Raw genomic sequence first — 20,472 nt, 5'->3', positions numbered from 1 at the left:
ACCATGACACTCCGTTATCCACAGGTCTTGCTGTTGCTCTGCGTCTTTGCCGGTGTTTCACCGGTGATCGCCGCTGACGGCGTCAAACTCGACACCCCGGTCGGCGGCTGGCGCAGCGGCGCGCCCGAAGGCGAGGGCGAGAGCTTCCGCCAGACCGTCAACTACCCGGCCTCCTCGGTGAACACCCCGCTCGGCCAGGCCAACACCGCCCGTATCAGCGGTGAAATCAAAGCCACACCAAAAAACAAAGAGCCCGGCCGCCTGATCGTCAACGGCGTCAGCATGCCGCTGAAAATCGACGAAAGCGGCCGCTTCGATCGCCCGTTCTCCTTTCCCAACGGCAGCAACAGCGTCGAAGTCCGCAGCCCGGACGGCCAGCAACGGCACCGCACGCAATTTCTCAACACCAGCGGCGGCGCTACTCCGGCGAAACTGCGGGTGTTGTTGGCGTGGGACAGTGACGGCACCGACCTCGATTTGCACCTGATCACACCCGACGGCGCGCACATCTGGTACGGCGACCGCGTCGCCCCCAATGGCGCTGCTTTGGACGTCGACGTGACCACCGGCTACGGCCCTGAAATCTTCGCCATGCCGGCGCCGATCAAGGGGCAGTATCTGGTGTATGTGAATTATTTTGGCGGTGGGTATCGTGGGGATGACGAAGGTGGGGAAGAGGCGGTGCAGCCGCTGACGACCGCGCAGGTGACGGTGATTACCGAGGAAGGAACGCCTAGCGAGAAGATGGAGACGTTCCTGGTGCCGATGCGGGCGGTGGGGGAATTGACGTTGGTGAAGTCGTTTAGTTATCCCTGAGCAGAAGCCTGCTCAGGGATGCATTAGAAGCCGGGCGGAATATAGCCGGGCACGAACGGGACGTTGATGCACTTCCCGTGAATGATCTTCCCGTCTTCAATCCTGAACAGCACGATCTTCTTGGCTTTGTTGACGGTGGCCTCCAGTTTGCAATCCGAACTGTGACCGACTGTCTCGTAGTACTCGGTGTAAACCATGCCGTTGCCGGTATGGTTCATTGAAGTCCCGGCCGCTTCTGTAGTGGTCCAGCTGGAGGATTTGAACCAGGTGAGAACCGCCAGATTCTCACCGTTGGCACCGGTCTGTTTTTTCATCGAGTCGGGTTTGCCGAACAGGTCGAGTGCTTCCTGGACATCGCGCCCTTCCCATCGAGACTGAGCAATCAGGTGGCAGCCATGCAGCAGCAATAGTGTGGGTGTCAGCAGGACCGCCAGTAACGTTTTAGTCCATTGATTCATCATGCGTTCCGCCGCTTACTTGTTACCGAGGATCGAATCCAGGTTGTCCATCATCTGCCCCTTCTCCTGAATCGGTGCCAGCTTGAAGAACATCTGTTGCATGCCCTGAATCATCTGCAAGGGCTCCATCTTGCCCAGCGCGATCATGTCCTTTTTAGCGGGGGAGCAAACAAACTCGGCGGCGCGCTGTACCCAGAACTCCTTCGGCTGCTGCCATTGGTCGTTAACTTTCAGGTGCCGCATCATGTAGGCAATGCGATCTATGGATTGCCCATTAAGAAAGCGGACCTTGTTCGTGGAGCACTGCACTTCGAGGTTGTAGGCATCGATCATCGGTTTGCCGGGTTCTTCATACACCAGCGTCACGGCCACCAATTTCGCACCCTTGGTATGGTTCGACGGCACGACTGAAGTGCTGTCGGCTACATACATGATGTTCTTGTTGGGAATGCCGTTGCCGTAAATGATCCACCAGTCACCGACGGGGTTCGGTTCTTCTGCCTGCGCGCAAGTAGTGGCGGTCAGAAGTGCGGTTACTAGAACAAGGGATTGATTGAGTTTGAAAAACGACATGGTGTTGCTCCATTCCTTGGTGCTTTTGCAATGCACAAAAACAGAATGGAAATTTAGTGGCGAGGTTGGGTGAGCGGCAATTAGGGCGGATGTGCTAATGGCTTATTGCGATGGTTCAATAATCGCCTGAGCCGTCTACTCATTGCACGTGCCAAGCGGACAGGCAAACTCGCATTTATTGTCTGCGTCAGGCCGCTATTTTCGGGCTGAAACTGCTGGAGATCAGGCGATTAATCGCAATTTCAAGAGCTTGATCATCGAATAGTTTATTTTTGCGCACCGCAGCTCCACCCCCGCCGTCCCAGTTTCTCAGTGCTTCACGTACCGCAGAAACGGTCGGAACAACCCCTTCCTTAATCAGCAACCAATCGACGGTCGCGAGTAATTCCATTCCGAAGGGGGATTCAAAGCCATCGATTAATTCAGCTGTGCGCTCTAAAGCTTGGGAATATTCCCTGGCTTCAGTCTTTAGGTAGGTCTGCAAAAAAGCCTTGCGATCTTGATCAAACCAAATCACATCGGTGATTTCCGCATCACTGATACGCTTGTCGCAATGTAGATAGCTACCATCCAGATTGTTGAGCAGATGCTCCAGTCGATTGGCGTATGGCCCGAATTTATGAGCGATAAATTTCAGGTTTAGCGGGTTCTCTGTACTTGGAAGTTTTTCAATTGCCCGCTCAAGAAACCAAGCCAGTTTTTGAATCTCGAGCAGACTGCATTCCATGCCCAACACCCAATAGCGTCGAACCAGTTCAGCGATAAGGGCACGGGCCGGCGTGAGCGTCTCTACACCGTTGCGCTTGGCGACATTCAGATATTGATTGGTCGGCTCGAACACCAGCACGTCGACATCCAGATCCCCCAAAACCTCAACGATCTGTTCGCGGACTTCAGGCCAACTCAATCCACCGTTACCAGCACCCAGTGGCGGGATAGCGACGGATTTCACGTCATTCTCAATTAGAAAACGACGCAGGTCGTGCAGACCTTCTGTTATCCAGGCCATTTGCGAAGGTGAACGCCAGTGACGTTTGGTCGGGAAATTGACGATCCAGCGAGGTCCTTCAAGTTCGTTGGTGGCGGTCACGTGCATCTTGCCGGTTTCAACTTCCTTGGCCTTGCACGCCGCTGCGTACAGGCGATAGTTCTGTGCAAAGCGTTCTTTGAACATCAGCGCGATGCCTTTTCCCATCACGCCCACGGTGTTCACCGTGTTGACGAGGGCTTCGGTCTTGGCTTCCAGCAGGTTGCCTTGGGTAAATCTGATCATTGGAAATACCATTTGGGACGCGCATGGACAGACAACGTCAGGCCTCGAGCGGCGACGTCTTGTTCTATGCGTTCTTTCATTGCATCGGTGTGGCACATGATGCCCAGTAGTCCCGTAATCGGTAAGTGATGGTGGATCAGCGCTTCCGCTTGATAACGCTCTATTTTACGAGGGTCATCAGGATCGCGCTTGAAGTCGCGCCGTTGAAGGATAGTCCAATCGATCTGGTCGAGATTCGCCAGATCGCTGTAATAGTCTGTCCAACTCGGATAGGCATGTGCGTTTGTAAAGACAAACGGTAGGCCGAGCTCTTCAACGCGATGGAGGCTTGAGACCAGAATGACGATCTCGTCATTGCTGCGTTGCTGCACGCTCCACCCGGAGTGGATGTTCTGCATCATCACCGAGAAGGGCGTGAAATAGAAGGGCACGTAGTCGGCCAGGACGCCTTCGGGTGCGATAGGCACCTGACGGGAACGGCGCTTGTCGATCAAGTCGACGTTGCCGATGTTCACGTAATGAGGTGCCTGTACTTCCGAGTTTGCGCAATGCAGGCCGTTGTCCAGAATCCAGGGCAGGTTATCGCGATGGACGATACGCCAAATCAGAGCTTTCTCTGGATTCAGGCTGGTGTAGTTCATTGATAAAACATTCTCTGATTCACGCTGGTCTGCACATTAACATCCGCTGCCTGCAATTTAGCTACGCAAAGTGCATCGACTTCTTCGCTGGGGGTAAAGATTTTGAAGAAGGCCTCAGGTTTAACAACCCCCGGTGCGAGACACTCGGCCATGCAGATGCTTTTGCAATGAGGGTCCAGGTAATCGCGACTGCTCATGACATCCCACTCGATGGCTTCGAAACCCTGTTCGTAATCAAGTAGCTGTATTGAGTCGCCTGCTAACGGGTGGCGTGGAATGATTTTCCAGCCGTATTGCCTGGCCGTTGATCTGTAGACCGAGATCAGTACAAATTGGGCCTCTGGCCTGTTGCGCTGGACGCTTCCGTCAAATGGATTCTTCGCAAACCAGTGGAAGGGCACGTAATTGTCGAGCTGCAGAGCCTGCCGCTTTTTCAGGATTTCAGCATCTGCGACGTCTTTGAAACCCGAGAGGCCAGCGCGAGGTTTCAAACCATCCTTGAAAATTCCATCCAGGTTTTCAACTGAAGTGAGATGGTAGAGAAGCTTCTGATCCTTGATGCTTTTAACGTCCGCCATAGTGGTCTCCTTGACCTGCACATCAACCTAAACTGGATTCAGTTCCGGCCTCGCCCCGTGCTGATGTAACCCTCGATCCGTAGGGGTTGGTAGAACAATCGCTGTGATTCTAGTGTGCCATCACTTTTGGCCACAAGCCCACTAAGGAAATTGGTTAGCAGGGTCAAGCAGCAACACGCCCGAACTCACTCTTCATCAAAATAATCGCGATCCAGCGTCGGCAACCGCAACAAACGCGATGTCACGCCCACCTCATGATCCATCATCAGATGCACCAGTCGCGTCCCGTCTACCAGCACAATACCGTCCACCGATTTGGCGAAGTCGACGGCGTGCGCCGTAAAACCAGAGGTGGTAATGAACACACCGCGCTTGGCCTTTTGTCCTGCGAGCGCGCCATAGAACGCCTGTAACTCAGGTCGGCCAACCGTGTTCTGCCAACGCTTGGCCTGTACGTAAACCTTCTCCAACCCCAATTTATCGAGCGAGATAATGCCGTCGATGCCGGCATCTCCGGACCCTCCGACACGTTGCAAGTCGTTGCGACTGGCGCCGTAACCCAAGCGATGAAGAACATCCAGCACGATTACTTCAAAACGGTTAGGGCTTACTTGCAGCAAGTTGTCCAAAAGGTCGGCCGCCGTGGCATCGCGTAATTCCTTAAGCGCTCGCTCCAGTCGGTCGTCGGGGCTCTCGGTGGCGGAGGCTAGATCGGGCTCCACATTTGGTTGGTCATCCAGTGGCTCGGCGTCAGGCGCGACTTTCAGCTTCACATTCATGTAGCCGATTGCTATGTGCTCCACATCCGTGGTCGACAGTGGAAATGCATGCTCCTTGGCGTACTGCACGCCTGCGTCGGTCAACTTCCAATAACCGCGTTTGGCACTGCTGGAAAGACCAGCGCGCTTGAGTCGATCGTGTGCCCAGCCTGATCGGTTCTTGTAGGTAGCCTGACCACTGGCGATCAGTTCTTCGCGCTGAGCTTCACTCAGTTGCAGCATTTTTGCTGCTGATTCATGAGCGTCCCGAGCGATTGCACCCTCGGGTTTTGTGGCGAGAAAGCGAAGGATCGGCTCAATGAACTGATCGTAGGTTGGAACGGACATGGGCGCATCCCTGTGCTGAAAGTGTTTTCGTGCCGATCGGATGGCGATTGTAAATCAACGGTGGATATGGAGGGCTTCGCGACTAAAGCGTCTGCAGGTGAAAGCGTAAGTCGCTATGTCAGTTTCACCATCAATCCGCAAAAACACCGCAAAGCGCATTGCCTTGGTAACCATGAACGATCGGTCCCAACATCATGAATGGGCCGCAAGCGTAGAAAGGGGATGGGACTTTTTGCTGCGAGTCGAGCAGAACGGCTTCGTTTCCGAACTCGTCGTTGCCGAAGGACTGCTCGAAATACGATGTGCACACCGGTAGTTTCAATGGCACCGGAATGATCAGTGCCCAAACGGTGATCCCGCACCATTCCCGTGTAGGCGTCGACGTGACCGTTCTGCTGATTTGCGGTGTGATTGATCGATAGCTTTGCGCTTTGTAAGCGTCTGTCTTGACGGTTGTTTTTTCCGGGAGCGATACGATTGCTCCAACACATCCTGAAAGACAAAGGCACGAGGCAGCTGTCAGGCCAACTGATTTCATGTTTGAAGTGATGGTTTTGGGCATCAATGTTGAACGTCCTTGTGGGGTGACTTGAGCAATCTAAGTTGCCGTCGCTTCCAGCAGGCGGGGCTCTGTTATGCGATGAGTTGTGCAAGCACCATTACACAGCGCTCTGCCCGTAAACCGACCCCCGGCCGGTTTTTCAGCAGGCATTAAAAAGCCGGCTTGTGGCCGGCTTCTCGGGGACTGGCTTGGTTTATTTTTGGTAAACCGCGCCAGCCTTCAAAACGTACATCCGGATCTTGCGTCCGGCTGCGGGACTTGGTCAGACAGTGGTCTGCCGCGTCAGGCGTCATCTGGGCCGCTTGGCGGGTCGATGCGCGAATGTGGGGCGCAGGATACTGAGTTTTGTTGGGGATTCCCAGTGCGAAGTGCGGGATAGAGCGTTCTATCCAGGAAAAATCCCGTATTTGTACCGACTATCCGGGCCGGTTGCCCCTCACGACAGAAGCTGGCTCAGAGAAACGGCACCACCGGCCGCCGCTTGCCCAGCGTCGACCACCAGAACACCCACCCCAATACATGAATCCGCTGTTCCTCAATTTGCGCCGCGCGGAAGATCTCGTCCGGGTATTCGGCGCTGTTGTGGCTGCGCAGGCGCAGGGCGTTGCCGGGCATGCGGTGCAGGTATTTGATGCGCAGCATGCCGTCATGTTCGATGGCGTAGATTTCGCCGTCCACCACCTGGGTGAGGCCGCGGTCGATGGCGAGGGTTGAGCCGTCTTCGATTTTCTCGGCCATGCTGTTGCCGATCATTTGGGTACAGATGGCATCGGTGGGGCGGATTTCCAGGGCTTCGAGGTGGCTGCGGGGCAGGCGAATGGTTTGGTCCGGGTCCTTGATGACGTGGGTCTTGTCGGAGCCAGGAGCAGTCGGGGCTTCCTTGTAGAGAGGCAGTTCGATGTCGTTGGTTTCGAGCACCGTGTAGACGCCGCGAATGGCATGGGCATCGAGGATGTCGCCTGAGTCCGTATGCAGGTGCGGGGCCTCTTTCGGGCCTTCGCCGGTCTTCAGCCATTGGCTGTTGACGGACAGCAGGCGTGCGACCTCTTCCAGGCGGTACGCGGGTACGCCCCGGGTGTACCAGTTATGAACGTTTTGGGCTTCCGTGCCCCAGAACTTTGCGAATCCCGTGGTGGTGATGTTCGCAGCTTCCAGGAGTGCCTTGAATCTTGGACCGCTAGTGTTCTTTCTCATAAACACGAGTCTACGGCCGGCCTAGAGCGGTTTGAATAAACCTTGCGTTCAAAATCAGGGCAAATTTTGCGACGGGATGTAAGACGTCCTTGTGGGAAATTACACACACTAAAACTTTTCTGTAGGCCGACATAAACAAGCTGTTTAAGCGCCTTTCGGGCAGGCACAAAAAACCCCGGATCAACCGGGGTCTTCTTCAAGCGTGTCGTAGGTCGTGAGGCTTAGCCTTTGTAGGCAGCAACCGACTTGGTGATCGCTTCGCGGGCGGCGTCTGCGCCCGCCCAGCCTTCGATTTTCACCCACTTGCCTTTTTCGAGATCCTTGTAGTTCGCGAAGAAGTGCTCGATCTGCTGGATCAGCAGGGCTGGCAGGTCGGTGTATTCCTTCACGTCCACGTACAGCTGGGACAGCTTGTCATGTGGAACGGCGATGACTTTGGCATCGCCGCCGCCGTCGTCGGTCATGTTCAGGATGCCGACCGGACGCGCGCGGATCACCGAACCTGGAGCAACCGGGTAAGGGGTCACGACCAGCACATCGAGGGGATCACCGTCGTCAGCCAGGGTGTTCGGGATGTAACCGTAGTTGGCCGGGTAGAACATCGGGGTGGCCATGAAACGGTCAACGAACAGGCAATCGCTGTCTTTGTCGATTTCGTATTTGATCGGCGCGTGGTTGGCCGGGATCTCGATCGCGACGTAGATGTCGTTCGGCAGGTCTTTGCCAGCCGGAATCTTGCTATAGCTCATTGGGCGTTGCCCCCGTTAGTTGGCCAAAAAACACTTGGCCGGATTGACCAAAAAGTGGCGGCGATTATAGGCATATTCTGCCGTGGACGCCATGTACCGGAAGTCGTGCAGACCTTTACTCGTGAGCCTGATAGACCGGGTCGCTGGCCTGAAGTTGCTTCAGGCGGGTCAACGGATCCTGGCGGTAGAAAAGCTGCAGCTGCGCATACACCTGTGGATAAGCGTCGTGCAGCAGATCCGGGGCGCTGAAGAAGTACTCGCTGGTGACGGCGAAGAACTCGGCCGGGTTCTCGGCGGCATACGGGTCGATGGCGGTTTCGGCGTCGGGATGGCGGTCGAGCTGGCGGTTGAGATCGTCGTACGCCGCCTGCATCACTTCGGCCCAGTCGCTGACCCGCATGTCGGCGTGCAGCGGCGGCAGGCCGTTGGCGTCACCGTTGAGCATGTCCAGCTTGTGCGCCAGTTCATGGATCACCAGGTTGTAGCCTTCCCAGCCACCACTGGCCATCACGCCGGGCCAGGCGAGGATGATCGGCCCTTGTTGCCACGCTTCGCCGCTGTGTTCGCCGTCCCACTCATGCTCGACGCCGCTGGCATCGCGATGGCGCTGGGGGCTGAGGAAATCGTCGGGGTAGAGGACGATTTCGTGGAAACCCTGATACCAGTTCAGATCGCCAAGATGCAAAAGCGGCAATTGCGCCTGGGCGGCGAGCAGCAGGCGTTGTTCCTGGTGCAGCTCGACGCCGGGCAGGGCGGTCAGGTGCTTGTCTTCGAGGAACAGCACGCTGGCTTCACGCAGCCACTGGTCTTCAGCGGGCGTGATGCCATCGAGAAAACTCAGGTGATGGCGCACCCGCTGCCACAGTTCGTCGGCAATCGGGCGCCTGGCCAGAATGCGCCGGCGGCGCCAGGCGCTCAGCGACCACATCGGCTTAGTGCGATTGGGCTTTGGTGCCGCCGAAACGGCTGCGAACCACGCCGATGATCATCGGAATCAGCGACAGCAGGATGATGCCGACCACCAGTAGCGACAGGTTCTTCTTGATGAACGGCACGTTGCCGAAGAAATAACCCAGCGTCACCAGACCGCCAACCCACAGGACCGTCCCAAACACGCTGAAACCGAAGAAGCGCGGGTAAGGCATCTTCGCAACACCGGCGACGAACGGTGCAAAGGTGCGAATGATTGGCAGGAAGCGCGCCAAGGTCACGGTTTTGCCGCCGTGCTTGTCGTAGAAATCGTGGGTCTGTTGCAGATAGTCGCGGCGGAAGATTTTCGAGTTCGGATTGCTGAACAGCTTTTCACCCGCCGTTCGCCCGATCACGTAGTTGGTACTGTCGCCGAGAATCGCCGCGAGCATCAGCAAGCCCGCCAGCAATACCGGGTCCATGCCGCCGCCCGCAGCGACCGCGCCGGCGATGAACAGCAGCGAATCACCCGGCAGGAATGGCATCACCACCAGGCCGGTCTCGCAGAAGATCACCAGAAACAGGATGGCGTAGATCCATGGCCCGTAATTATTCACCAGCAGGTCGAGGTAAACGTCGAGATGCAGGACAAGATCGAGCGGGTTGAAATCCATGGAGGCACCTGTGGTGACGGCCTGACTCGGCAGACCTGTGCGGATGACTTCGTGTAAGCCTACAAGCGGGTGTAGTTTTTCTTACAAGCCGGAAAGATCGGGATTATACGGGCAGAGGGGTGAAAAGCGCGTTGGTTTTGTAGCGGGGGATGTCGGTGTGAATAAATGTCGGGTTGGCATTCATTTTGAGGAGGGAGTCTGCTCCCTCCCCGCAGGGCACCCCGCGATCAGAGTTCTTCGCTGATCGGCAGCACGTAGTTCTTGAACTCGGTGTCTTCCTTGAACCCGATGGATTCGTAGGTTTTCTGCGCCACTTCGTTGTCGGCGCTGGTGGAGACGCGCATGCGCACGGCCTGGGTTTCCTTGGCCATTTTCTTCGCGGTGCGGATCAAGTTGTCGGCTACCAATTGGCGGCGGGCGTCCTCGGCGACATAGATGTCGTTGAGAATCCACACGCGCTTGAGCGACAGGGAGGAAAAGCTCGGGTAGAGCTGGCAGAAGCCCATGAGCTTCTTGTCGTCGTCATCGGCCAGGGCCAGATAGATCACCGATTCCTTGCGTCGCAGGCGCTTTTCGAGAAAGGCCCGGGACGAGTCCGGATAGGGCAGGGAGCCGTAAAACTCGCGGTACTTAACGAACAACGGGGTCAGCAAATCCAGGTGTTCGAGGGTCGCTTGGATAATCCGCATGGTAGGTCTCGTCCTTCAAGTGGCTGTCTTCACGTGCTCTGACGGCGATGGGAAACCCGGGCGGCCGTGCATCGATCCTGCCTGAAACCGGCGCAGAAAGGCAATGCGGAAACGGTTCAGGCTGGGGGCGGATCGAGTAGGAAATTACTCTTCATGTCTGCACCGGCTTCCGATTCCAGCGTCTGAACCTGCGCTTCGTCCTTCAGATTGACGCCCGACAGCTGGCGCCGACAGGCTTCGCGCATCAGATACAACAAGCGATGTGCCGCCATGCCGTAGCTGAGCCCTTCCAGCCGCACGTTGGAGATGCAATTGCGGTAAGCATCCGTGAGGCCGACCTTGGGATTGTAGGTGAAATATAAACCCAGGCTGTCCGGTGAACTGAGGCCCGGACGCTCTCCAATCAGCATCACGACCATTTTCGCGCCCAGCAACTGGCCGATTTCATCGCCAATCGCCACTCGGCCCTGTTCCACCAGCACTACTGGCGCTGTCGACCATTCGTCGGCGCTCATCTGCTCTTCCAGACGGGTGAGAAACGGCAGGGTATGCCGATGCACCGCCAGCGCCGATAGACCGTCCGCCACCACAATCACCAGATCCACACCGCCCGGATGCGCCTGGGCGTATTCGCGCAGGGTTTGCGCCGATTGATCGCTCAACTTGCGCCCCAGATCCGGGCGTTGCAGGTAGCTGTTGCGATCCACCGCCGCGCTGTGCAGCACAAGACTTTCACGTTGGCGTTCAGTCAGCTGGGCGCTGAGCCCGGCGTGATCGAACGGCAAATGCACCGCGTCCCGTGCCTGTGCGTGGGCGTACTGGAAATCCAGCTGTGCGCGGGTCGGCAGGCTGGTGCCGGTGCGGCCGAGGGCAATGCGCGCCGGGGTCAGACGACGCAGCTCCAGCCACGGGTTTTGCGGATCGACGGGCGGTTTTTCCATCTGACTCATCCCAGTTGCGCCAAGGCCTGACGAAAGGCCGGCGGCAGGTTGTTGCCGAAGCGGACCTTGCCGTCCGCCTGGGTGAAGATGCCCATGTTCGCCAGCCACTGCTCGAACTCCGGCGCCGGTTTCAGGCCCAGGGTCTGGCGCGCATAGAGCGCGTCGTGGAACGAGGTGGTCTGGTAGTTGAGCATGATGTCGTCGGAGCCGGGGATGCCCATGATGAAGTTGATCCCGGCCACGCCGAGCAGGGTCAGCAGGGTGTCCATGTCGTCCTGGTCGGCTTCGGCGTGGTTGGTGTAGCAGATATCGCAGCCCATCGGCACGCCGAGCAACTTGCCGCAGAAGTGGTCTTCGAGGCCGGCGCGGATAATCTGTTTGCCGTTGTAGAGGTACTCCGGGCCGATGAATCCCACGACGGTGTTCACCAGAAACGGCTTGAAATGGCGCGCCACGGCGTAGGCCCGGGTCTCGCAGGTCTGTTGATCGACGCCGTGGTGGGCGTTGGCTGACAGCGCGCTGCCCTGGCCGGTTTCGAAATACATCAGGTTCTGCCCGAGCGTGCCGCGATTGAGGCTCAGGCCCGCTTCATAACCTTCCTGCAAAATGTTCAGGTTGATGCCGAAACTGGCGTTGGCCGCTTCGGTGCCGGCAATCGACTGGAACACCAGATCCAGCGGCACGCCACGGTTGATCGCTTCTATAGAGGTGGTGACGTGGGTCAGCACGCAGGCCTGGGTCGGAATGTCGTAGCGCTGGATGATCGCGTCGAGCATTTCCAGCATCGCGCAGATCGAGGCGATGCTGTCGGTGGCCGGGTTGATGCCGATCATCGCGTCGCCGTTGCCGTACAGCAGACCGTCGAGAATGCTCGCGGCGATGCCGGACGGCTCGTCGGTCGGGTGATTGGGTTGCAGCCTTGTGGATAACCGTCCACGCAGGCCGAGGGTGCCGCGAAATTTTGTGACCACGCGGATCTTCTGCGCCACCAGCACCAGATCCTGCACGCGCATGATCTTCGACACGGCAGCGACCATTTCCGGTGTCAGTCCGGGGGCGAGGGCGCGCAGGCTGGTTTCATCGGCGGCGTCACTGAGCAGCCAGTCGCGAAAACCGCCAACCGTGAGATGGCTGACGACTGCGAAGGCCTGTTTGTCATGGCTGTCGATGATCAGTCGGGTGACTTCATCGGCTTCGTAGGGAATCAGTGCTTCCTGCAAAAAATGCGTGAGCGGGATGTCGGCCAGCGCCATTTGCGCGGCCACCCGCTCGCCATCGTTGAGCGCGGCGACGCCGGCCAGGAAATCCCCGGAACGCGCGGGGCTGGCCTTGGCCATCACGTCCTTGAGGCTGTCGAAGCGATAGGTCTGGGCGCCGACGGTATGGGCAAATGCGGCCATTGGGCGCGTTCCTCCTGAATGAATGCTTTTAGTGCAGGCACCGAGCCCAAAGCCCGGTGCCGGTGCAACTCAGATAGTTTTTTAGATACCTTCGAGCATAGCGTCTGCCGGTGCTTCGGAGCGTTGCTTGGCGGTCAGCTGGAAGTACAGGTAGCCAGCGGCCATGAAACCGAGGAACACACAACCGATCAGCGTGTTGAACCAGGCCATCGCCACCAGGCACACCAGCGCCAGAAACAGCGCGATGGCCGGCACCACCGGATAGCCCGGCGCGCGGAAGGTGCGCTCCAGGTTCGGCTCGGTTTTGCGCAGTTTGAACAGGCTGAGCATGCTGATGATGTACATCACGATGGCGCCGAACACCGACATGGTGATCATCGCCGCCGTCAGGGTCATGCCTTGCAGATTGACCAGACCGTCGCTGTAGATTGCCGCGATGCCGACCACGCCGCCCGCCAGGATCGCCCGGTGCGGGGTCTGGAAACGCGAGAGTTTGGCCAGGCCTTTCGGCAGATAACCGGCCCGGGCCAGGGCGAAGAACTGCCGCGAGTAGCCGAGGATGATCCCGTGGAAACTCGCCACCAGCCCGAACAGGCCGATCCACACCAGCATGTGCATCCAGGTCGAATTGTTGCCGACTACCGCTTTCATTGCCTGCGGCAGCGGATCGTTGATGTTCGACAGTTGACGCCAGTCGCCGACGCCGCCAGCCATCACCATCACGCCAATGGCCAGGAACACCAGGGTCAGGATGCCGCTGACGTAGGCCCGTGGAATCGTGCGTTTCGGGTCCTTGGCTTCCTCGGCCGCCATGGCGGCGCCTTCGATGGCGAGGAAGAACCAGATCGCGAAGGGAATCGCCGCGAAAATGCCCGGAATCGAGCCCATCGTGAACTCATTGGCGCCGGACCAGCCGTTCAGCACAAAGTTGCTGAAGCTGAAGCCCGGCGCGACCACGCCCATGAACACCAGCAGTTCGGCGACGGCGAGCACGGTGACCACCAACTCGAAGGTCGCGGCGATGCTGACGCCAAGGATGTTCAGGGTCATGAACACGAAATACGCGCCGACCGCCGCGAGTTTGGGATCGAGGCCCGGATATTGCACATTCAGATAGGCGCCGATGGCCATGGCGATGGCCGGCGGGGCGAACACGAATTCGATCAGAGTGGCGATGCCGGCGATCAATCCGCCTTTTTCGCCGAACGCCCGACGGCTGTAGGCAAACGGCCCGCCCGCGTGAGGAATCGCGGTGGTCAGTTCGGTGAAACTGAAGATGAAGCAGGTGTACATGGTCGCGACCATCAGGGCCGTGACCAGGAAACCCAGGGTTCCCGCCGTGCCCCAGCCGTAACTCCAGCCGAAGTATTCGCCGGAAATCACCAGGCCGACGGCAATGCCCCAGAGGTGCAGGGTGCCGAGTGTGGGTTTGAGCTGTGTGGTGGAAGTCATAAGTCCTCTCTGTCTTTTTTATTGTTCGATCTGTTGGACTTTCGGGTGCAGCGGTTGATTGGGTGGATGCTGTTCACGCAGCGGCAGTGTTCCTGCAAATCCTGAATGACGGGTACGCAAGGCCCGTGCCAGAGCGGCCAGGCTTTGTGTTGTGTCATTAAGGACGCTATCGCTGGCTTGCCAGCGATGGCTATTTGAGGGGCAACACAGGGCTACCTGTATTGCCCCGAGGTTTTAGAAGAAGCCCAGCGGATTGATGTCGTAGCTCACCAGCAGGTTTTTGGTCTGCTGGTAGTGGTCGAGCATCATCTTGTGGGTTTCACGGCCGACACCGGATTTCTTGTACCCGCCGAACGCGGCGTGCGCCGGGTACAGGTGGTAGCAGTTGGTCCACACGCGACCCGCCTTGATGGCGCGACCCATGCGATAGGCGCGGTTGATGTCGCGGGTCCAGAGGCCGGCGCCGAGGCCGAACTCGGTGTCGTTGGCAATCGCCAGGGCTTCGGCTTCGTCCTTGAAGGTGGTGATGCTCACCACCGGGCCGAAGATTTCTTCCTGGAACACACGCATCTTGTTGGTACCCTTGAGCAGGGTCGGCTGGATGTAATACCCGGTCGCCAGGCTGCCCTCGAGTTTTTCCACCTTGCCGCCGGTCAGCAGTTCGGCACCTTCGCCCTTGGCGATTTCCAGGTACGACAGGATCTTGTCGAATTGCTGCTCGGACGCCTGGGCGCCAACCATGGTGTCGGTGTCGAGCGGGTCGCCACGTTTGATCTGGCTGACTTTCTTCATCACCGCTTCCATGAACTGCGGATAGATCGACTCCTGAACCAGTGCGCGGGACGGGCAGGTGCAGACTTCGCCCTGGTTGAAGAACGCCAGCACGAGGCCTTCGGCGGCTTTTTCAATGAAGCTTGGCTCGGCCTGCATGATGTCTTCGAAGAAGATGTTCGGCGACTTGCCGCCCAGTTCCACGGTGGATGGAATGATGTTTTCGGCGGCGCACTTCATGATGTGCGAGCCGACCGGGGTCGAGCCGGTGAAGGCGATCTTGGCGATGCGCTTGCTGGTGGCCAGGGCTTCGCCGGCTTCTTTGCCGAACCCTTGCACCACGTTGAGCACGCCCGGCGGCAGCAGATCGCCGATCAGTTCCAGCAGCACGCTGATGCCCAGCGGGGTCTGCTCGGCAGGCTTGAGCACCACGCAGTTGCCGGCGGCCAGGGCCGGGGCGAGTTTCCACGCGGCCATCAGGATCGGGAAGTTCCACGGGATGATCTGGCCGACCACGCCCAGCGGTTCATGGATGTGATAGGCCACAGTGTTGCCATCGATCTCGGCGGCGCTGCCTTCCTGGGCGCGCAGGCACCCGGCGAAGTAGCGGAAATGGTCGGCAGCCAGCGGGATGTCGGCGTTGAGGGTTTCGCGGATGGCTTTGCCGTTGTCCCAGGTTTCGGTGATCGCCAGGGTTTCGAGGTTCTGTTCGATGCGGTCGGCGATTTTCAGCAGGATCAGCGAGCGGGCCTGGGCGGAAGTGGAACCCCAGGCATCGGCAGCGGCGTGGGCGGCGTCCAGGGCCTTGTCGATGTCTTCGGCGGTGGAACGCGGGAATTCGGCAATTGGCTGGCCATTCACTGGCGAGGTATTGGTGAAGTACTGACCTTTGACAGGCGCGACGAACTCGCCGCCGATGTAGTTACCGTACTTGCTCTTGAACGAGACTTTGGCGCCTTCAGTACCGGGGTGAGCGTAACGCATGATGATGTTCTCCTTGGCTTTGTACTTATTAGAGAAACGCGCATGAGCGCTTGCTATAAGCGTAGAGCAAAGGTCGGGCCACTGCCGTGCAGGTCAGGCAAATCAAGGCCTTGCGTAATTTGTGTCAGACAAGTGGCAAGCGCCTGTGACGGTATCGGTACAGCTCGGGTGACAGTTTGTACCGCTTGTGGCACAACCCGTGACCGGGCGGTCTTGCCAGCATTGCAAAGACCGGTTGGCTGGAGGATGCTGGGCACCACTTCACGCATGGGCCGATGAGCCTCGGGGAGAATAATAAGAAATGCACGACAACCATTTGAGTCGCCATGCCCGGCAGGTTCTCACCGTCACCCAGGGCAAGCCGCACCTGCACGGCCCCGGTGCCGACCCGTCGATTGCCCGTTCGTGGCTGCGTTGTCTTGAGGACTATCACCTCGACCCGGCCCTGACCATGGCGCCGACCGTGCTCGAACACGGTCGCGTTCTCGAAAGCCGCGAACGGCTGCAACAGGTGTTGCAGATTGCCGGCAATGAAATGAGCAGTCTGCATCAACAACTCTCCGGCGCCGGCCACGCGGTGCTGCTGACCGACGCGCGCGGGGTGATCCTCAACTGCGTCACCGCTCCCGCTGAACGCAAGATTTTCGAACGCGCCGGCCTGTGGCTGGGTTCCGACTGGAGCGAGGCCTGCGAGGGCACCAACGGCATCGGCACTTGCCTCGTTGAACGTCAGGCCCTGACGATTCATCAGGACGAACACTTTCGCGGCCGTCACACCGGCCTGACCTGCTCGGCGAGCCCGGTGTTTGACCCGCACGGCGAACTGCTGGCGGTGCTCGACGTTTCCTCGGCGCGGCATGACGTCTCGCGGCAGAGCCAGTTCCACACCATGGCGCTGGTCAATCTGTCGGCGAAGATGATCGAGAGCTGCTATTTCCTGCGCTGTTTCGATAACCAATGGCTGTTGCGATTCCATCTTCAGGCGGAGTCCGTCGGGCTGTTCAGCGAAGGGTTGCTGGCGTTTGACGGGGAAGGGCGAATCAGTGCGGCCAATCAGAGTGCCTTGAATCTGCTTGGGCACATTCGCGGTGGTTTGCTCGGCAAACCGGTGGAGGCGTTTTTCGATTGTTCCCTGGATGAGTTGCTCGGGCGTGCCAGTGCCAATGCCAGCGCGAGCTGGCCGCTGCGTACTCGCGACGGGCGGCATCTGTTTGCGGTGCTGCGTGGCGAAACTCGCCGGCCGCTGCCGGTAGCGCCGGTTCCCGCGCCGGTCGAAGCGCCGCGTCTTGCAGGCATTTGTCTCGGTGATGCGGCGTTGCAGGCGGATTTTCGCAAGTCGTTGCGGGTATTCGAGCGTGACGTGCCGCTGCTGATCAACGGTGAAACCGGCTCCGGCAAGGAAGCATTCGCCAAGGCTGTGCATAACGCCAGTCAACGCGCCGGCAAAGCCTTCGTCGCCCTCAACTGCGCGGCAATTCCCGAAAGCCTGATCGAGAGCGAGCTGTTCGGCTATCGCGGTGGCAGTTTCACCGGCGCGCGCAAGGACGGCATGCGCGGCAAGTTGCAGCAGGCCGATGGCGGCACGCTGTTCCTCGATGAAATCGGCGACATGCCGCTGGCCTTGCAGACCCGTCTGCTGCGGGTGCTGGAGGACCGGCAAGTGGTGCCCATTGGCGGCGAGCCGGAAGCGGTCAACGTGCGGATCATCAGCGCCACTCACCGCAATCTGCTGGAGCGGGTCGGCGATGGCAGTTTCCGTGAAGACCTGTATTACCGGCTCAACGGACTGGAAGTCGCGTTGCCGCCGTTGCGCGAGCGCAGTGACAAATCGCAGCTGCTGGATTTTCTGCTGGCTGAAGAGGCGGGCGGGGAAAAGATCCTGATCGAAGAACCGGCGCGCCAGGCGTTGCTGGGCTTCAACTGGCCGGGCAATGTGCGGCAGATGCGCAATGTGCTGCGCACGCTGGCGGCATTGTGCGATGAAGGGCGGATCGGGTTGGAGGATCTGCCGGCGATGTTTCGGCAGGTGCAGCCGCTGTTGGTCAAAGTCGATGAATCGTCGTCCGAACATCCATTGGAAGATGCCGAGCGGCTGGCGTTGCTCAATGCGCTGGAACACACGCGCTGGCATATGACCCACACGGCGCAGCAGCTCGGCGTGAGCCGCAATACGCTTTATAGAAAGCTGCGCAAGCACGGGATCGCCCGAACCGCCTGAATACTCCTGCCGATCGTTCCCACGCTCTGCGTGGGAACGCCTCCCCGGACGCTCCGCGTCCGCTTTTGGACGCAGAGCGTCCTGCGCTGCATTCCCACGTGGAGCGTGGGAACGATCAGGGTCGGGTGATCAGCTAAAGAGTGCGGTTTTCACCTCCCTGCGCTAACCTGCGGCCATGTTTTACGAGGTCGACTATGCACATTCATATTCTGGGTATCTGCGGGACTTTCATGGGCTCGATGGCGGTTCTGGCCAAAGAGCTGGGCCATCATGTGACCGGCTCCGATGCCAACGTCTATCCGCCGATGAGCACCCAGCTCGAAGCCCAGGGCATTCAGCTGACCCAGGGTTACGACCCGGCGCAGCTTGATCCGGCACCGGATCTGGTGGTGATCGGCAACGCCATGTCCCGCGGCAACCCGGCGGTGGAATATGTGCTGAACAAAGGTTTGCCTTACGTGTCCGGCCCGCAGTGGCTGGCCGACCATGTGCTGCAAGGTCGCTGGGTGCTGGCGGTTGCCGGTACGCACGGCAAGACCACCACCAGCAGCATGCTCGCCTGGGTGCTGGAACATGCCGGCATGAGCCCGGGTTTCCTGATCGGCGGCGTGCCGCAGAATTTCTCGGTGTCGGCACGTCTGGGCGGCACGCCGTTCTTCGTGATTGAGGCCGACGAATACGACAGTGCGTTCTTCGACAAGCGTTCGAAGTTCGTCCACTACCGTCCGCGTACCGCGATCCTCAACAACCTTGAGTTCGATCACGCCGACATCTTCCCTGATCTGCCGGCCATCGAACGTCAATTCCATCACTTGGTGCGGACCATCCCGAGTGAAGGCCTGGTGATTCACCCGATCACCGAACCGGCCTTGCAGCGTGTGATCGAGATGGGCTGCTGGACACCGGTGCAAACCACCGGTGCCGGCGGTCAATGGCAGGTCAAGTTGCTGAAAGACGACGGCTCGGCGTTCGAAGTGATGTTCGAAGGCGTATCCCAAGGCGTGGTCGAGTGGGAATTGACCGGTCAGCACAACGTTGCCAACGCCTTGGCGACGTTGGCAGCCGCGCGTCACGTCGGTGTTGTTCCGTCGATGGGCATTGCCGGGTTGAGCGCGTTCAAGAGCGTCAAGCGCCGTATGGAGAAAGTCGCGGAAGTGCGCGGCATCACTATCTACGATGACTTCGCCCACCACCCGACCGCGATTGCCACCACCCTTGATGGCCTGCGCAAACGCATCGGTGATGCGCCGTTGATCGCGATCATCGAGCCGCGCTCCAATTCGATGAAGCTTGGCGCGCACCGTGATGGTCTGCCGGACAGCGTGGTCGATGCCGATCAGGTGATCTGGTACGCCCCGGCCAACCTCGGCTGGGATCTGGCAGGCACCGCCGCGTTGTGCACCGTGCCGTCGATCGTCAGCGATTCGCTGGAAGGCATCATCGAACGCGTGAAGAGTCAGGCCCAGCCCGGCACCCACGTAGTGATCATGAGCAACGGCGGCTTCGGCGGCCTGCACGGCAAACTCGCCGAGGCGCTGAAATGAACACTCGTTTCGAGAGCAATGGCCCGGAACGCATCACGCTGGCGATGACCGGCGCGTCCGGCGCCCAGTACGGCTTGCGCCTGCTGGATTGCCTGGTGCGCGAGGATCGTGAGGTGCATTTCCTGATCTCCAAGGCCGCGCAACTGGTAATGGCCACCGAGACGGACGTGTCGCTGCCGGCCAAGCCGCAAATGATGCAGGCGTTCCTCACCGAATACACCGGCGCGGCCGCCGGGCAGATCCGTGTGTACGGCAAGGAAGACTGGATGTCGCCGGTGGCCTCGGGCTCCGGCGCCCCGGCCGCGATGGTGGTGGTGCCGTGTTCGACGGGGACTTTGTCGGCCATCGCCACCGGCGCCTGCAACAACCTGATCGAACGGGCGGCGGACGTGACGTTGAAGGAACGTCGCCAGTTGATTCTGGTACCGCGCGAAGCGCCGTATTCGAGCATTCACCTGGAACACATGCTCAAGCTGTCGAACATGGGCGTGACCATCCTGCCGGCCTCGCCGGGTTTCTATCACCAGCCGCAGACCATCGATGACCTGATCGATTTCGTGGTGGCGCGAATTCTCAATCTGCTGGGCATCCCCCAGGACATGCTGCCGCGTTGGGGCGAGCACCATCTGAGCAGCGATGAATAAGCTGCTGGCGATCCTGCTGGTGTTGCAACTTACTGGCTGCGCCACCGCGCGCACGCTGGATGCCGCCAAGCCCGGCGCGCCGGTGGTGTATTCCGGCACCCGGCTGGATCTGTATGCGATGAATGGCGGATGTTGCGCGATGGATCGATTCGGCGCCGAGGCGCCGAGTTACCCCGGTGTGGATCTGCCGGCCAGCGCACTGCTCGACACGCTGCTGTTGCCGTTGTCGTTGCTGACGGTGATCGGCGTGGGGTTCCAGGCGACTGGCGGACTCTAAAAAGATCGCAGCCAATGGC

21 protein-coding genes are annotated in these 20,472 nt (G+C 59.1%); 5 read left to right on the top strand and 16 right to left on the bottom strand.

What is annotated here, in order from left to right:
* Positions 1–3: 3 nt before the first annotated feature.
* On the top strand, positions 4–816 hold the full coding sequence (locus AC07Y2_RS04230; protein WP_103385498.1) for a YfaP family protein: 813 nt from the start codon (positions 4–6) through the stop codon (positions 814–816).
* A gap of 23 nt (positions 817–839) precedes the next feature.
* Here the strand turns inward: AC07Y2_RS04230 and AC07Y2_RS04225 are convergent, their stop codons facing one another.
* From AC07Y2_RS04225 to exaC, 16 genes are all read right to left on the bottom strand, one after another.
* A complete protein-coding gene (locus tag AC07Y2_RS04225; RefSeq protein ID WP_039772002.1) occupies positions 840–1,274 on the bottom strand; it encodes a hypothetical protein in 435 nt (144 codons plus the stop codon).
* A gap of 15 nt (positions 1,275–1,289) precedes the next feature.
* The gene (locus tag AC07Y2_RS04220; protein ID WP_039771897.1) at positions 1,290–1,847 is read right to left on the bottom strand and encodes a hypothetical protein; all 558 of its coding nucleotides are present in this window, start codon (positions 1,845–1,847) and stop codon (positions 1,290–1,292) included.
* 187 nt (positions 1,848–2,034) lie between these two features.
* Positions 2,035–3,120, bottom strand: coding sequence for a type II toxin-antitoxin system antitoxin DNA ADP-ribosyl glycohydrolase DarG (gene darG / locus AC07Y2_RS04215; protein WP_039771896.1), 1,086 nt, complete (start codon positions 3,118–3,120; stop codon positions 2,035–2,037).
* A complete protein-coding gene (darT, locus tag AC07Y2_RS04210; RefSeq protein ID WP_074691609.1) occupies positions 3,117–3,761 on the bottom strand; it encodes a type II toxin-antitoxin system toxin DNA ADP-ribosyl transferase DarT in 645 nt (214 codons plus the stop codon). The genes darG and darT overlap by 4 nt, the downstream gene beginning before the upstream one ends.
* Complete coding sequence (locus AC07Y2_RS04205) at positions 3,758–4,339, bottom strand: DarT ssDNA thymidine ADP-ribosyltransferase family protein (RefSeq protein ID WP_103385497.1); 582 nt, start codon at positions 4,337–4,339, stop codon at positions 3,758–3,760. Before AC07Y2_RS04205 ends, darT begins: the two co-directional genes overlap by 4 nt.
* 185 nt (positions 4,340–4,524) lie before the next feature.
* Positions 4,525–5,445 carry a restriction endonuclease gene (locus AC07Y2_RS04200; RefSeq protein WP_039771891.1) on the bottom strand — a complete coding sequence of 307 codons (921 nt, stop codon included), beginning with the start codon at positions 5,443–5,445 and terminating at the stop codon, positions 4,525–4,527.
* A 130-nt stretch (positions 5,446–5,575) separates the two neighbouring features.
* A complete protein-coding gene (locus AC07Y2_RS04195; protein WP_080770657.1) occupies positions 5,576–6,007 on the bottom strand; it encodes a hypothetical protein in 432 nt (143 codons plus the stop codon).
* A 453-nt stretch (positions 6,008–6,460) separates the two neighbouring features.
* Positions 6,461–7,201: a S24 family peptidase gene (locus AC07Y2_RS04190; protein ID WP_039771890.1), complete on the bottom strand. Its 741-nt coding sequence runs from the start codon at positions 7,199–7,201 to the stop codon at positions 6,461–6,463.
* A 221-nt stretch (positions 7,202–7,422) separates the two neighbouring features.
* A complete protein-coding gene (gene ppa, locus AC07Y2_RS04185; RefSeq protein ID WP_007990564.1) occupies positions 7,423–7,950 on the bottom strand; it encodes an inorganic diphosphatase in 528 nt (175 codons plus the stop codon).
* Positions 7,951–8,065: 115 nt separating this feature from the next.
* Positions 8,066–8,878 carry a M90 family metallopeptidase gene (locus AC07Y2_RS04180; protein WP_085668087.1) on the bottom strand — a complete coding sequence of 271 codons (813 nt, stop codon included), beginning with the start codon at positions 8,876–8,878 and terminating at the stop codon, positions 8,066–8,068.
* Between the two features lie 4 nt (positions 8,879–8,882).
* Complete coding sequence (locus AC07Y2_RS04175; protein ID WP_039771888.1) at positions 8,883–9,533, bottom strand: DedA family protein; 651 nt, start codon at positions 9,531–9,533, stop codon at positions 8,883–8,885.
* A gap of 227 nt (positions 9,534–9,760) precedes the next feature.
* Positions 9,761–10,222, bottom strand: a complete 462-nt coding sequence (locus AC07Y2_RS04170; protein ID WP_074691599.1) for a GNAT family N-acetyltransferase — start codon at positions 10,220–10,222, stop codon at positions 9,761–9,763.
* 116 nt (positions 10,223–10,338) lie between these two features.
* A complete protein-coding gene (eutC, locus tag AC07Y2_RS04165; RefSeq protein ID WP_408980492.1) occupies positions 10,339–11,172 on the bottom strand; it encodes an ethanolamine ammonia-lyase subunit EutC in 834 nt (277 codons plus the stop codon).
* Positions 11,169–12,563 carry an ethanolamine ammonia-lyase subunit EutB gene (locus AC07Y2_RS04160; RefSeq protein WP_085668085.1) on the bottom strand — a complete coding sequence of 465 codons (1,395 nt, stop codon included), beginning with the start codon at positions 12,561–12,563 and terminating at the stop codon, positions 11,169–11,171. Before AC07Y2_RS04160 ends, eutC begins: the two co-directional genes overlap by 4 nt.
* A gap of 81 nt (positions 12,564–12,644) precedes the next feature.
* Complete coding sequence (gene eat / locus AC07Y2_RS04155) at positions 12,645–14,015, bottom strand: ethanolamine permease (protein WP_103385495.1); 1,371 nt, start codon at positions 14,013–14,015, stop codon at positions 12,645–12,647.
* Positions 14,016–14,249: 234 nt separating this feature from the next.
* Positions 14,250–15,770 (bottom strand): acetaldehyde dehydrogenase ExaC, encoded by a 1,521-nt coding sequence (gene exaC, locus AC07Y2_RS04150; protein WP_039771883.1) that lies wholly within the window; start codon positions 15,768–15,770, stop codon positions 14,250–14,252.
* A 301-nt stretch (positions 15,771–16,071) separates the two neighbouring features.
* On the opposite strand from exaC, the gene AC07Y2_RS04145 reads away from it, so the two are divergent.
* From AC07Y2_RS04145 to AC07Y2_RS04130, 4 genes are all read left to right on the top strand, one after another.
* Positions 16,072–17,988, top strand: a complete 1,917-nt coding sequence (locus AC07Y2_RS04145) for a sigma-54-dependent Fis family transcriptional regulator (protein ID WP_103385494.1) — start codon at positions 16,072–16,074, stop codon at positions 17,986–17,988.
* A 194-nt stretch (positions 17,989–18,182) separates the two neighbouring features.
* A complete protein-coding gene (gene mpl / locus AC07Y2_RS04140) occupies positions 18,183–19,532 on the top strand; it encodes a UDP-N-acetylmuramate:L-alanyl-gamma-D-glutamyl-meso-diaminopimelate ligase (protein WP_103385493.1) in 1,350 nt (449 codons plus the stop codon).
* Positions 19,529–20,176 (top strand): flavin prenyltransferase UbiX, encoded by a 648-nt coding sequence (gene ubiX / locus AC07Y2_RS04135; protein WP_039771880.1) that lies wholly within the window; start codon positions 19,529–19,531, stop codon positions 20,174–20,176. The genes mpl and ubiX overlap by 4 nt, the downstream gene beginning before the upstream one ends.
* On the top strand, positions 20,169–20,453 hold the full coding sequence (locus tag AC07Y2_RS04130) for a YceK/YidQ family lipoprotein (protein ID WP_074691595.1): 285 nt from the start codon (positions 20,169–20,171) through the stop codon (positions 20,451–20,453). The genes ubiX and AC07Y2_RS04130 overlap by 8 nt, the downstream gene beginning before the upstream one ends.
* The last annotated feature ends 19 nt before the right edge of the window (positions 20,454–20,472 follow it).

This window comes from Pseudomonas sp. GW456-12-1-14-TSB6, from assembly GCF_059424205.1.
This window is presented reverse-complemented; position numbering and strand designations above follow the sequence as displayed.